Genomic DNA, 12,326 nt, shown 5'->3' with positions numbered 1-12,326 from the left:
CGCCGTTGCTGGGGGCTCAGCGCGCCATCGCCATCGACGGCCGCTGCGCCATGGCCGCGCGCCAGCGCAGCAGTTCGGGGTGCTGCTCCCCCGGCTTGACCCGCACTACGCGGGCGAAATCCACCGCCACCACGGCGGTGATGTCGGCAATGCTGAAACGGTCGGTGGCGATGAAGTCGCGGCCGGCCAGCCGTGCATTCAGCGTGTCGAAGAAGTTCTGGATACGTGCCAGCCCGCGTTGGGCCAGTTCGGGAATCTGCGCGTAGTTCACCGGGCCGGGCAGTGCGCGGTCGGCCATGGCGGGTGAGCTGTTGCGCAGCGTCTCGGCGATGGCGAGCAGGCCTTCGAACTCGATGCGCCAGTTCCAGCTCGCGATCTCGGCTTTTTCGCGGGGCGTGATGCCCATGAGCGCGGGCTGCGGGTAGCGCGCCTCCAGCCATGCGGCGATGGCCGCGTTGTCGGTCAGCAGGAGGCCGTCTTCGTCGTCGGTGCGCAGCGCCGGCACGGTGCACTGCGGATTGATCGCGCGGTAGGCCTCGCCCATCTGCTCACCACGGACAAGATCGACCTGCACGGTCTCGTGCGCAATGCCCTTCTCGGCAAGCAGGATGCGCGCGCGCCGCGGGCTGGGGGCGGTGGCGCAGTCGTAGAGAATGATCATCGTCGGTTCAACTCCAGGAACTCATCGCATGAATGGCACGACAGCCTACACGCCGCCCACCGTCTGGTCATGGAACAAGGAAAGCGGCGGCCGCTTCGCGAACATCAATCGCCCCATCGCGGGCGCGACGCACGAGAAAGACCTGCCCGTAGGCAAGCATCCGCTGCAACTCTATTCGCTCGCCACGCCCAACGGCGTGAAAGTGACGGTGATGCTCGAGGAGCTGCTGGCGCTGGGCCATGCGGGTGCCGAGTACGACGCCTGGCTGATCCGCATCAACGACGGCGACCAGTTCGGCAGCGGCTTCGTGGCGGTGAACCCGAATTCGAAGATTCCCGCGCTGATGGACCGCAGCGGCACCAAGCCCATCCGCGTGTTCGAGTCGGGCGCGATCCTGCAGTACCTGGCCGAGAAGTTCGGCAACGCCTTTTTGCCGACCGAGCGGGCTGCGCGGGCCGAGTGCCTGTCGTGGCTCTTCTGGCAGATGGGCAGCGCGCCCTACCTGGGCGGCGGCTTCGGGCATTTCTATGCCTATGCGCCCACGAAGATCGAATACGCCATCGACCGCTTCGCGATGGAAACCAAGCGCCAGCTCGACGTGCTCGACCGCCGCCTGGCCGAGAGCCGTTATCTCGCGGGCGACGAATACACCATCGCCGACATGGCGGTCTGGCCCTGGTACGGCACGCTGGCCAAGGGGCAGCTCTACGAGTCGGGCGAGTTCCTGCAGGTGAGCGAATACAAAAATGTGCTGCGCTGGACTGACGAGATTGCCCAACGCCCGGCGGTGCAGCGCGGCCGCATGGTCAACCGCACCTGGGGCCAGCCCACCAGCCAGCTCCACGAGCGCCACGACGCCGCCGACTTCGACACCCGCACGCAGGACAAGCTGCAGGCACCGACCTGAGCGACAAGCGCGCCACACCCGACACGACAGGAGCAACGACGATGAGCGACAAGATCCTGGTGTTCTACGGCTCCTACCGCTCCGACCGCATGGGCGTGCGCTTGGCCGACTTCATCGTCGCCGGCCTGCGCGAACGCGGCGACGACGCGGAGTTGGTGGATGCGAAGCAGGTCGACCTGCCCATGCTCGACCGCATGTACAAGGAATACCCGAAGGGCAGCGCTCCCGCCGCGATGGAAGCGCTGGCCGGGAAGATCCGCACGGCCGACGCCTTCATCTTCGTCACCGGCGAATACAACTGGGGCCCGCAGCCGGGCCTGAAGAATCTCACCGACCATTTCCTGGAAGAGTGGTTCTGGCGCCCCGCGGCCATTGCGAGCTATTCGGCCGGGCGCTTCTCCGGTGTGCGCTCGGGCACGGTGTGGCATTCGATCCTGTCGGAGATGGGCATGGTCGTGGTGTCGAGCACGTTGGCCGTCGGGCCGATCTCGCAGACGCTGGATGCCGCAGGCAAGCCGACGGGGCCCGCGGGCGAGTCGCTGCAGCGCTCGTTCGGCCGCTTCGCCGACGACCTGGCCTGGTGGACCGAGGCGGCACGCGCGCAGAGGGCGCGCAAGGCGCCGCCTTACTGATAGCTGATAGCCGGCCGCCGGGCGGGGGGCTCGCGGCTGGCCCCGAAGGCATCTTGTTCACCGCCCAAATTTTGGGCAGATTAACTAATCCCTTTGTAAAACAACAGCTTACGTTGCTTTTACAACGCTCCTCATCAGTTATCCCCAAAGTTGTGCACTGAAAATGGGGAAGAAGCCGGCTTTTCCACATTCCGGCTGCAAGTGGCTGATCCAATAGTGTTTTTCGCTCACCGGAAACCGTGAAAAATGGAGTCGAAAGGCTGTTTCAGGGCTGGACGAGGCGGTTTTGGCGGTCAGAGTTGTACACCGCCCAAAATTTGAGCAAACTAAGGAATACCCTTGTAAAACAACGACTTGCATTCGTTTTACAAGGCTCCTCATGAGTTACCCCCAAAGTTGCCCACAGAAAATGGGGACGGGAGCGAGTTGTTCAGCAATCGCGCGCAAGTTGCTGTTTTTACGGCGCCGGGCCGGTCAACTCTCCGGCGGGGCCTGCTGCCCGGCGTAGTGCCGGCATAGCGTGTCGACCAGCGCCTGTGCATAGATCGGCAGCGCCGCGCGGTCGCGCACGAGCAGGTAGCGCTCCCGCACGCACCATGCGTCGGCGAGGTCGATGAGCGCGAGCTGCATGCTTTCCTGGTTGCGCCGCGCCGCCGACTCCGGCACCACGCCGATGCCCACGCCGTTGCCGATCATCCGGCACATGGCGTCGAAGCTGCCGAGCTGGATGCGCAGCTTCTGCCGCTTGCCGAGGTTGTCGGTGATCTGCGAGAGAAAGGTCTGCAGCGTGCTGCCTTGCTGCATGCCGATGGCGTCCTCGTCCAGCGTCTCGGCGAAGGAGATCTTCCTGCGCTTGGCGAAGCGGTGCTTGCGCGAGGTGGCGAGCACCAGCCGGTCGGTGCTGAAGTGGATGGCTTCCAGCCCCAGCGTGTCGACGCGGCCCGCGACGATGCCGATGTCGGCGCGGCCGTCGAGCACGCCGCGCGGGATCTGAGCATTCGGTTTTTCCTGAAGGTCGACGTTGATGCGCGGGTTGTGCGCAAGAAAGCCGGGCAGGATCTCGGGCAGGAAGTCGGTCACCGCCGTGGTGTTGGCGAATACGCGCAGGTGGCCGCGCAGGCCGCCGCCGTATTCGAGCAGGTCGGCGCGCAGCTGCTCCGTCTGGTGCAGCACGAGGCGGGCGTGGTGCAGGAAGGCTTCCCCTGGCGGCAGCAGCCGTACGCCGCGGGCCTCGCGCTGCAGCAGTTGCAGGCCGGCCTGGGTTTCCAGCGCCTTGATGCGCGCGCTGGCCGCTGCCAGCGACAGGTGCTGGCGCTCGGCCGCCCGCGTGAGGTTGCCGAGCTCGGCCGTGGCCACGAAGAGCCGGAGGTCGGTGAGGTCGAAAAGCATGCAGCGATGGTAGGCGCCGCCATGACGCCAGCCTTCGGGAATGCAAAAGGCTGGGTTCCGAAATCGCAGATTGCGCGCGAGGGTGGGGCGGCCGACGATGCGGGCCATGGAGACGACAAGACACACGAAATTCCGCGCATGGGCGCTGCTGTCGCTGGCAGCCGCGCTCGTGCTTCCGGCGGGCCCCGCGCTCGCGCAAAACTATCCCTCGCGCCCCGTCACCCTGGTCGTGCCCCAGGCCGCCGGCGGCACCAACGACATCGTCGGCCGCCTCGTGGGCCAGAAGCTCGGCGAGGTGATGAACAACGCCAGCGTGGTGGTCGACAACCGCCCCGGCGCGGGCGGCAACATCGGCACGCAGCTGGTGGCCAAGGGGCCGAAGGACGGCTACACGCTGCTCATGACCATCAGCAGCAGCCAGGCCATCAACCCGGCGCTCTACAAGAACCCGGGCTTCGACCCCGAGAAGGACTTCAGGCCCGTGGGCCTCATTGGCGCGGTGCCCAACGTGCTGCTGGTCAACCCCTCGTTTCCGGCGAAGAACCTCGCCGAGTTCCTGAAGCTCGCGCGGGCGAAGGGCGCCAACTACCAGTACGCCTCGGCCGGCAACGGCACGCTCAACCACCTGCTGGGCGAAATGCTCAACAGCATGGCCGGCATCTCGATGCAGCATGTGCCCTATAAGGGCGTGGCGCCGGCGCTCAACGACGTGCTGGGCGGGCAGCTTCCCATCGTGTTCGCGAGCCTGCCTTCGGCGCTGCCGCACATCAAGGCCGGCAAGCTGCGTGCGCTGGCCGTGAGCGGCGAGAAGCGCTCGCCCGTGCTGCCCGACGTGCCCACCATCGCCGAGGCCGTGCCGGGCTACAACGGCACGCTGTGGATCGGGCTGTTCGCCCCCGCGGGCGTGCCGCCCGACGTGCTCGCCACGCTGCAGGACGCCACGCGCAAGGCGCTGGCCTCGAAGGACCTGCGCGACAAGCTCGACCAGCAGGGCGTGGAGATCGCCGCGCCCACCACCCCCGAACAGTTCTCGGCGCTGCTGCACGACGACCTCGCCAAGTGGGCGCGGATCGTCAAGGCCTCCGGTGCCGCGGTCGACTGAATGACGCAGGAATCGACGAAGGAATCCATGAGCAACGACACACAGACTTCATCTCCCGCGATCGACAGCGAAGCGCTGGCGAAGCTGCAGGCCTGGCAGGGCCGCAGCGAAACGCTGGCCGACGACATCACCGCCGCGCCCGTGCGCGCTCTTTCGGCCACGCTCGACCGCGACGATCCGCTGCCGCAGGCCGGCACGCGCCTGCCCGAGCTGTGGCACTGGCTCTACTTCCTGCCGCACCACCGACAGTCCGAGATCGGCGAGGACGGCCACGCCAGGCGCGGCGGCTTCCTGCCGCCCGTGCCGCTGCCGCGCCGCATGTGGGCGGGCGGACGGCTCGCGTGGGAGCCGGGCAATCCGCTGCAGGTCGGCGACAAGGTGGAGCGCACCTCGCGCATCGTCTCGGTCACGCACAAGGCGGGCCGCACAGGCGAACTGGTGTTCGTGCTGGTGCGCCACGAGGTGTGCAACGAACGCGGCCTGGCGCTCACCGAGGAGCACGACATCGTCTACCGCGCCGCAGCACAACCCGGTGAGGCCGGCCCGCCGCCCACGCCCGCGCCGAAGGACGCCGCCTTCAGCCGCGACCTCGTGCCCGACGACGTGCTGCTCTTCCGCTACTCGGCGCTCACCTTCAACGGCCACCGCATCCACTACGACCGCCGCTACGTCACCCAGGTCGAGGGCTACCCGGGCCTCATCGTGCACGGTCCGCTGATCGCGACGCTGCTGGTCGACCTGCTGCGCCGCAACGTGCCGGGCGCGCAGCTGGCGCGCTTCGAGTTCCGCGCGGTGCGCCCGACCTTCGACATCGCGCCGTTCCGCGTGCACGGCAAGCCGGGCGGCGACGCAAAGACATTCAACCTGTGGGGCGAGGACGCCGACGGCTGGCTCACGATGCAGGCCACGGCCGTGCTGGCCTGAGCGGGAGGAAGAAAGCACATGACAAGACCCCTGGACGGCATCACCGTCATCTCGCTCGAGCACGCCATCGCCGCGCCGTTCTGCACCCGCCAGCTCGCCGACCTCGGCGCGCGCGTCATCAAGGTGGAGCGTCCCGAGGTGGGCGACTTCGCGCGCGCCTACGACGCCCGGGTGGGCGGCGAGGCCTCGCATTTCGTGTGGGTGAACCGCTCGAAGGAAAGCCTCACGCTCGACCTCAAGCAGCCCGCCGCGCTCGCGGTGCTGCAGGAACTGCTGGCCGATGCCGACGTGCTGGTGCAGAACCTCGCGCCCGGCGCCGCCGCGCGCATGGGGCTGGGCGCCCAGGCGCTGCAGGAAAAGCACCCGAGGCTCATCGTCTGCGACATCTCCGGCTACGGCGAGGACGGCCCGTACCGCGACAAGAAGGCCTACGACCTGCTGATCCAGAGCGAGGCCGGTTTTCTCTCGGTGACGGGCACGCCCGACGAGCCCTGCAAGTCGGGCAATTCCATCGCTGACATAGCGGCCGGCATGTATGCCTACACCGGCATCCTCGCGGCACTGCTCCAGCGCGGCAAGACCGGCAAGGGCTCGCACATCGACGTGTCGATGCTCGAGGCGCTGGCCGAGTGGATGGGCTACCCGATGTACTACGCATACGACGGCGCGCCGCCGCCGCCGCGCAGCGCCGCCTCGCACGCGACCATCTATCCCTACGGCCCCTTCCCGGCGGGCGACGGCGGCACCGTGATGCTGGGCCTGCAGAACGAGCGCGAGTGGCGCACCTTCTGCGAGAAGGTGCTGCTGCAGACCGGGCTGGCCGCCGACCCGCGCTTCGACAGCAACGCGCGCCGCAACGAGAACCGCGAGGCGCTGCGCGCGATCATCGTGGAGACCTTCGGCGCGCTGAGCACGGCGCAGGTGCTGGAGCGGCTGGACACCGCGCAGATCGCCAACGCCCGCATGAACGACATGGCCGGGCTCTGGGCCCATCCGCAACTGCAGGCGCGCGAGCGCTGGCGGCAGGTGGGCTCGCCGGCCGGCGACATCCCGGCCCTGCTGCCGGCCGGGCGCCAGAGCGCCTTCGACTACCGCATGGACCCGATCCCGGCGGTCGGCGAGCACACCGACGCCATCCTGCGCAGCCTCGGGCGCAGCGAGGCGGAGATCGCAGCGCTGCGCGAGGCGAGGGCGGTGTGAGCGCGCCGCCGCTTTCCCTGGCGCGCGCCTTTCTCTTCGTGCCCGCCGACCGGCCCGAGCGCCATGCGCGTGCGCTGGCGACGGGAGCGGGCGGCGTGATCGTCGACCTCGAAGACGCCGTGGCTCCCGAGCGCAAGGTGCAGGCGCGCGAGCAGCTCGCGGCCTCGTTCGCAGCGCTGCCCGCCGGAGACCGGCGACGGCTGCTGGTGCGCATCAACGCGGCCGGCACGCCTTGGCATGACGACGACCGCGCGCAGATCGGAGCGCTCGCCGCGCAGGGGCTGATCGCCGGCATCGTGCTGCCCAAGGCGGAGCGCGCGGCCGATCTCTCGCGGCTGGCCGAGGCGGCAGGCCCGTCGGCCGCGCTGGTGCCGCTGATCGAGTCGGCCGCCGGCCTCGCCGCGGTCGGCGAACTCGCCACCGGCCCTCAGGTGCTGCGCCTGGCCTTCGGCAACCTGGATTTCCAGGCCGACCTGGGCCTTGCCTGCGACGCCGACGAGGCGGAGCTGGTGCCGGTGCGCCTCGCGCTGCTGCTGGCGTCGCGCCGCGCCGGACTGCCAGCACCCATCGACGGCGTGACGCCCGACTGGCGCGACGCGGTCCGGCTGGCGGCCGACACCGCGCGCGCGCGGCGCGGCGGCTTCGGCGCCAAGCTGTGCATCCACCCCGACCAGGTCGCGCCGGTGCACGCCGCGCTCGGCCCCACGGCACAGGAGCTGGCGTGGGCCCGCCGCGTGGTCGAGGCCGTGCGCACGGCCGGCGGCGGCGTCGTCAGCCTCGACGGGCGCATGGTCGATGCGCCTGTCGTGCGGCTGGCCGAACGCCTGCTCGCGCTCGAAGAACCGCAACCCTGAGACACCCCTGAGCAGACAACCCATAAAGGAGACAAGCAAGTGACGAGAGCAACAAGAAAGAACTGGAAATTCAGGACCCTGATCGCCGCCTCGGCGGGCGCATGCCTGCTGGCTTTCCAGGCGCCGGCATCGGCGCAGGCCGCATGGCCCGACAAGCCGGTGACGATGGTCGTGCCGTACTCGGCCGGCGGCCCGACCGACGTGGTGGCGCGCATGCTGGCCATCCCGATGGGCAAGTCGCTGGGCCAGCCGGTGATCGTCGAGAACACCGTCGGCGCGGGCGGCACCATCGCGCCAACGCGTGTGGCCAAGGCGGCGCCCAACGGCTACACCATCCTGATCCACCACATGGGCATGGCCACCGCGCCCGCGCTCTACAAGAAGCTCAACTACGACCCGCTGAAGGATTTCGAGTACGTCGGGCAGGTGCTGGACGTGCCGATGACGCTGCTGTCGCGCAAGGACTTTCCGGCCAACAACTACCAGGAACTGCTGGCCTACGTGAAGGCCAACAAGGACAAGGTCACGCTGGCCAACGCGGGCGTGGGCGCGGTGTCGCAGCTGTGCGGCCTGCTCTTCATGAACCAGATCGGCGTGCAGCTCACGACCGTGCCCTACAAGGGGGCGGGCCCGGCGCTCAACGACCTGATGGGCGGGCAGGTCGACCTGCTGTGCGACCAGACCACGCAGACCGCGCCGGTCATCAAGGACGGCAACCGCGTGAAGGTGTTCGGCGTGACCACGCCGCAGCGGCTGTCGAGCATGCCGAACATCCCGACGCTGGACGAGCAGGGGCTCAAGGGCTTCGACGTGCGGGTGTGGCACGGCATCTATGCGCCCAAGGGCACGCCGCAGCCGGTGATCGAGAAGCTCAACGTCGCCCTGCGCGCGGCGCTGCAGGACGACATGGTGAAGCACCGCCTGGCCGAGCTCAGCTCCGAGATCGTGCCGGTGGAGAAGCAGACGCCCGAGAGCCTGCGCACGCACCTTGCGGCGGAGGTGGGCAAGTGGGGCAAGGTGATCCGCGCCGCCGGCGTGCAGGCGGACTGATCTTCTTCAGTCGATGGACTGCGCGCGCAGCGTCTCGTCGAACAGCGCGAGCAAATGCCGCGCGAACAGGTCCATGTTCGCCGGGCGGTCGGCATTGCCGGTCTCGATGGTGCGGCTCACGGTGACCGGGCCGGCGAGTGCCAGGCACACGCGCCCCGGCACGTCGCCGTAGGGGCTGGGCGACGGCCCGGCCGCTCCGCTCTCGGCGATGCCCCAGGTCGAGTGGTGGGTGTCGCGCACCCGGTGGGCGATGAGCCGGGCGTAGGGCTCGGTCTCGCCACGCATGCCGGCCATGTCCTCGGCGGTCAGGTTCAGCAGCGCGCGGCCGGCGCGCCTCGAATAGACGACCGCGCCGCCCTTGAAGTAGGCCGAGGCACCCGCGATGGCGAGCAGGGCGGCCGACACCAGCCCGCCCGCCGAGGACTCGACCACCGCCACCGTCTGGCCCCGCGCACGCAGCGCTTCGCCTACGCGCGCCGCGAGCACGGGCAAGGATTCGGGCAGGGAGGGCGTGGTCATCGGACCTGGAAGCGCGGACCGGGCCGCTTCACGTAGGCCGGTGCGCGCTCATGGCTCGCGGTGTTTCCGTAGACGGTGTCCGCCGGGTAGTACTCGGCCTGCAGCTGCACCTTGGCGGCGGCTTCCTCGCCTGCGCTGTAGGCGATGTAGGCCAGCATCAGGTCGGTACCGGCCGATACCCCGGCCGAGGTCCAGACGTTGCCGTCCTGCACGAAGCGCTGCTCCACCACCTTCACGTCGCCCAGCGCGCGCAGGCGGTCGAGCGATCCCCAGTGCGTGGTGGCGGTCTTGCCAGAAAGCAGCCCGGCCGCGTGCAGCACGAAGGCGCCGGTGCACACCGACATCAGCGTGGTGCATCCGGGCGCCTGGTCGGCGAGGAAGCGGGTCATGGCGGGGTTGTCGACCTCGCGCCGCGTGCCCATGCCGCCGGGAACGAGCAGGCAGTCGAGCTGGGGGCAGTCGGCGAAGGAAACGTGGGGGTTGATCGAGAGGCCCTTGGCGCAAGCCACCGGCTCGCGCTTTTCGGCCACGATCAGGCAGTGCTCGGGGCCGCCGGCCAGCTTGCTCCACATGGTGAGCATTTCCCAGGGGCCGACGAAGTCGAGTTCCTCGACGTCGGGGAAGACGATGATCCCGAAATTCATACTTTGGAACTCCTTGGGTTTTTTGCCTGTGCGGACACGCACGGATGCGAGGATAGAGGGTGAGCACGAAGGCCGCCTCATGACAATCTTCGTGACAGCTGGTTGCAAGCTTGGCTCAGTGTTTTCCTCAGAGGGCTCGTGGCTTGAAACTCGCTAGAGTGAAGGCGGCCGTTCAGGCTTTTGCCATTACACAAAGGAAATCTCATGAGCAAGAAAGTTGCATATGTCACCGGGGGCATGGGTGGCATCGGAACAGCCATCTGCCAGCGTCTGCACAAGGACGGGTTCACCGTGGTCGCAGGTTGCGGCCCCACGCGCGACTACGCCAAGTGGCTGGCCGAACAGAAAGCCGCAGGCTTCGAGTTCCATGCGTCGGTCGGCAATGTCGGCGACTGGCAATCCACCGTCGAAGCCTTCTCCGCCGCCAAGGCCGCGCACGGCCCCATCGACGTGCTGGTCAACAACGCCGGCATCACGCGGGACCGCATGTTCCTCAAGATGACGCCCGAGGACTGGAGCGCGGTGATCGAGACCAACCTCAACAGCATGTTCAACGTCACCAAGCAGGTGGTGGGCGACATGGTGGAAAAGGGCTGGGGCCGCATCATCAACATCAGCTCGGTCAACGGCGCCAAGGGCCAGGCGGGCCAGACCAACTACTCGGCGGCCAAGGCCGGCATGCACGGCTTCACCATGGCGCTGGCGCAGGAGCTGGCCAACAAGGGCGTGACGGTCAACACCGTGAGCCCGGGCTACATCGGCACCGACATGGTCAAGGCCATCCGCCAGGAAGTGCTCGACAAGATCGTGGCCACCATCCCGGTCAAGCGCCTGGGCGAGCCCAGTGAGATCGCCTCCATCATCTCGTGGCTGGCCACGGACGAAGGCGGCTACAGCACCGGCGCCGACTTCTCCGTCAACGGCGGCCTGCACATGCATTAAGCATGCTGACTTACACCTGATCGAAAGACCCGCTTCGGCGGGTCTTTTCATTTCATCGATACGGGTTCCACGGATAGAAAACCGCGAACAGGCGTCCTACAGTTTTCAACCCTCCGGAGGCAAACATGGAAAGCACAACAAGCACTCCCCCTAGAAAGCTCCCGATCTACCGCTCCCTGTACGTGCAGGTGATCACCGCGGTGATCATCGGCGTGCTGCTCGGCCACTTCTACCCGGCGGCCGGCGAGGCGATGAAGCCGCTGGGCGACGGCTTCATCAAGCTGATCAAGATGATCATCGCGCCGATCATTTTCTGCACGGTGGTGGTCGGCATCGCCGGCATGGAAGACATGAAGAAGGTCGGCAAGACCGGCGGGCTGGCGCTGCTGTACTTCGAGGTGGTGAGCAGCATCGCGCTCATCGTGGGGCTGGTGCTTGTGAACGTGCTCAAGCCGGGCGCGGGCATGAACGTTGACCCGGCCACGCTCGACACCAAGGGCATTGCCGCCTACACCGGCCCGGGCAAGATGACCGGCACGGTCGACTTCATCCTGAACATCATCCCGAACACCATCGTCGACGCCTTCGCCAAGGGCGAGATCCTGCAGGTGCTGCTGATCGCCGTGCTGTTCGGCTTTGCGCTGCACCGCTTCGGCGGGCGCGGCACGCTGGTGTTCGACGTGATCGAGAAGGGCTCGCACGTGCTCTTCGGCATCGTCAACTACATCATGAAGCTGGCGCCCATCGGCGCCTTCGGAGCCATGGCCTTCACCATCGGCAAGTACGGGCTCGGCAGCCTGTTCTCGCTGGGCAAGCTGATGGGCACCTTCTACCTGACCTGCCTGCTGTTCATCTTCGTGGTGCTGGGGCTGATCGCGCGCTTCCACGGCTTCAGCATCTGGAAGTTCATCAAGTACATCAAGGAAGAGCTGCTGATCGTGCTGGGCACGTCGTCCAGCGAATCGGTGCTGCCGCGCATGATGGAGAAGATGGAGAACCTGGGTGCCAACAAGACCTGCGTGGGCCTCGTCATCCCGACAGGCTACTCGTTCAACCTCGACGGCACCTCCATCTACCTGACGATGGCGGCGGTGTTCATCGCGCAGGCGACCAACACGCCGATGACGCTCACGCAGGAGATCACGCTGCTCGCCGTGCTGTTGCTCACCTCGAAGGGGGCGGCGGGCGTCACGGGCAGCGGCTTCATCGTGCTGGCGGCCACGCTGTCGGCGGTGGGGCACGTGCCGGTGGCGGGGCTGGCGCTCATTCTTGGCATCGACCGCTTCATGTCGGAAGCCCGCGCGCTCACCAACCTGATCGGCAACGGTGTCGCCACCATCGTGGTCGCCAAGTGGACCAACGAGCTCGACGACGCCCGGCTGCAGGCCGCCCTCAACAACGAGAGCTGGGTGGAGGCGCAGGAGCCCGAGGCGCTGGACGCCGCGCGCACCAGCAAGATGGCTGGCTGAAATATCCGGTTGAGCCTGCCGTCCAGGATGGCC

Annotated in this window: 13 protein-coding genes; 9 read left to right on the top strand and 4 right to left on the bottom strand. The window is 67.7% G+C overall.

Annotated features, from left to right (window positions below; translation table 11 throughout):
- Nucleotides 1–16: 16 nt before the first annotated feature.
- Nucleotides 17–661: a glutathione S-transferase family protein gene (locus AC1VNX_RS20780; protein ID WP_483158976.1), complete on the bottom strand. Its 645-nt coding sequence runs from the start codon at nt 659–661 to the stop codon at nt 17–19.
- Between the two features lie 28 nt (nt 662–689).
- Between AC1VNX_RS20780 and yghU the strand changes: the two genes are divergently transcribed.
- Both yghU and AC1VNX_RS20770 read left to right on the top strand, forming a co-directional pair.
- Nucleotides 690–1,568 (top strand): glutathione-dependent disulfide-bond oxidoreductase, encoded by an 879-nt coding sequence (gene yghU, locus AC1VNX_RS20775; RefSeq protein WP_483158974.1) that lies wholly within the window; start codon nt 690–692, stop codon nt 1,566–1,568.
- A gap of 41 nt (nt 1,569–1,609) precedes the next feature.
- On the top strand, nt 1,610–2,200 hold the full coding sequence (locus tag AC1VNX_RS20770) for an NADPH-dependent FMN reductase (RefSeq protein ID WP_483158972.1): 591 nt from the start codon (nt 1,610–1,612) through the stop codon (nt 2,198–2,200).
- Nucleotides 2,201–2,674: 474 nt separating this feature from the next.
- Here AC1VNX_RS20770 and AC1VNX_RS20765 read toward each other — a convergent pair whose 3' ends face one another.
- Nucleotides 2,675–3,589, bottom strand: a complete 915-nt coding sequence (locus tag AC1VNX_RS20765; protein ID WP_483158970.1) for a LysR family transcriptional regulator — start codon at nt 3,587–3,589, stop codon at nt 2,675–2,677.
- 106 nt (nt 3,590–3,695) lie between these two features.
- Between AC1VNX_RS20765 and AC1VNX_RS20760 the strand changes: the two genes are divergently transcribed.
- Genes AC1VNX_RS20760 through AC1VNX_RS20740 form a run of 5 tightly spaced genes read left to right on the top strand, consistent with a single transcriptional unit; the run spans nt 3,696 to nt 8,719 of the window.
- The gene (locus AC1VNX_RS20760) at nt 3,696–4,691 is read left to right on the top strand and encodes a tripartite tricarboxylate transporter substrate binding protein (RefSeq protein ID WP_483158968.1); all 996 of its coding nucleotides are present in this window, start codon (nt 3,696–3,698) and stop codon (nt 4,689–4,691) included.
- Nucleotides 4,692–4,718: 27 nt separating this feature from the next.
- Nucleotides 4,719–5,615 carry an HTD2 family dehydratase gene (locus AC1VNX_RS20755; protein ID WP_483158966.1) on the top strand — a complete coding sequence of 299 codons (897 nt, stop codon included), beginning with the start codon at nt 4,719–4,721 and terminating at the stop codon, nt 5,613–5,615.
- 18 nt (nt 5,616–5,633) lie between these two features.
- The gene (locus AC1VNX_RS20750; protein WP_483158964.1) at nt 5,634–6,815 is read left to right on the top strand and encodes a CaiB/BaiF CoA transferase family protein; all 1,182 of its coding nucleotides are present in this window, start codon (nt 5,634–5,636) and stop codon (nt 6,813–6,815) included.
- Nucleotides 6,812–7,669, top strand: coding sequence for an HpcH/HpaI aldolase/citrate lyase family protein (locus AC1VNX_RS20745; RefSeq protein ID WP_483158962.1), 858 nt, complete (start codon nt 6,812–6,814; stop codon nt 7,667–7,669). Before AC1VNX_RS20750 ends, AC1VNX_RS20745 begins: the two co-directional genes overlap by 4 nt.
- 39 nt (nt 7,670–7,708) lie before the next feature.
- Nucleotides 7,709–8,719 carry a tripartite tricarboxylate transporter substrate-binding protein gene (locus AC1VNX_RS20740; protein WP_483158960.1) on the top strand — a complete coding sequence of 337 codons (1,011 nt, stop codon included), beginning with the start codon at nt 7,709–7,711 and terminating at the stop codon, nt 8,717–8,719.
- A gap of 6 nt (nt 8,720–8,725) precedes the next feature.
- On the opposite strand, the gene AC1VNX_RS20735 is transcribed toward AC1VNX_RS20740, so the two are convergent.
- Together AC1VNX_RS20735 and AC1VNX_RS20730 are read right to left on the bottom strand one after the other, a co-directional pair.
- Nucleotides 8,726–9,238, bottom strand: coding sequence for a CinA family protein (locus AC1VNX_RS20735; RefSeq protein WP_483158958.1), 513 nt, complete (start codon nt 9,236–9,238; stop codon nt 8,726–8,728).
- On the bottom strand, nt 9,235–9,882 hold the full coding sequence (locus AC1VNX_RS20730) for a DJ-1/PfpI family protein (RefSeq protein WP_483158956.1): 648 nt from the start codon (nt 9,880–9,882) through the stop codon (nt 9,235–9,237). Before AC1VNX_RS20730 ends, AC1VNX_RS20735 begins: the two co-directional genes overlap by 4 nt.
- A 204-nt stretch (nt 9,883–10,086) precedes the next feature.
- Here AC1VNX_RS20730 and phbB point away from each other — a divergent pair, with 204 nt between their 5' ends.
- Nucleotides 10,087–10,824 carry an acetoacetyl-CoA reductase gene (gene phbB, locus AC1VNX_RS20725; RefSeq protein WP_125949827.1) on the top strand — a complete coding sequence of 246 codons (738 nt, stop codon included), beginning with the start codon at nt 10,087–10,089 and terminating at the stop codon, nt 10,822–10,824.
- A gap of 125 nt (nt 10,825–10,949) precedes the next feature.
- Entirely contained in the window at nt 10,950–12,293 is a 1,344-nt protein-coding gene (locus tag AC1VNX_RS20720) for a dicarboxylate/amino acid:cation symporter (RefSeq protein ID WP_483158953.1), read from the top strand.
- The last annotated feature ends 33 nt before the right edge of the window (nt 12,294–12,326 follow it).

This window comes from Variovorax sp. TLI9-5A, from assembly GCF_056867935.1.
This window is presented reverse-complemented; position numbering and strand designations above follow the sequence as displayed.

Coding starts and splice junctions, on each gene's coding strand:
- AC1VNX_RS20770 (WP_483158972.1), top strand. CDS start 1,610: ATGAGCGACAAGATCCTGGTGTTCTACGGCTCCTACCGCTCCGACCGC.
- AC1VNX_RS20720 (WP_483158953.1), top strand. CDS start 10,950: ATGGAAAGCACAACAAGCACTCCCCCTAGAAAGCTCCCGATCTACCGC.
- AC1VNX_RS20760 (WP_483158968.1), top strand. CDS start 3,696: ATGGAGACGACAAGACACACGAAATTCCGCGCATGGGCGCTGCTGTCG.
- phbB (WP_125949827.1), top strand. CDS start 10,087: ATGAGCAAGAAAGTTGCATATGTCACCGGGGGCATGGGTGGCATCGGA.
- AC1VNX_RS20750 (WP_483158964.1), top strand. CDS start 5,634: ATGACAAGACCCCTGGACGGCATCACCGTCATCTCGCTCGAGCACGCC.
- AC1VNX_RS20780 (WP_483158976.1), bottom strand. CDS start 661: ATGATCATTCTCTACGACTGCGCCACCGCCCCCAGCCCGCGGCGCGCG.
- AC1VNX_RS20735 (WP_483158958.1), bottom strand. CDS start 9,238: ATGACCACGCCCTCCCTGCCCGAATCCTTGCCCGTGCTCGCGGCGCGC.
- AC1VNX_RS20755 (WP_483158966.1), top strand. CDS start 4,719: ATGAGCAACGACACACAGACTTCATCTCCCGCGATCGACAGCGAAGCG.
- AC1VNX_RS20765 (WP_483158970.1), bottom strand. CDS start 3,589: ATGCTTTTCGACCTCACCGACCTCCGGCTCTTCGTGGCCACGGCCGAG.
- AC1VNX_RS20730 (WP_483158956.1), bottom strand. CDS start 9,882: ATGAATTTCGGGATCATCGTCTTCCCCGACGTCGAGGAACTCGACTTC.
- yghU (WP_483158974.1), top strand. CDS start 690: ATGAATGGCACGACAGCCTACACGCCGCCCACCGTCTGGTCATGGAAC.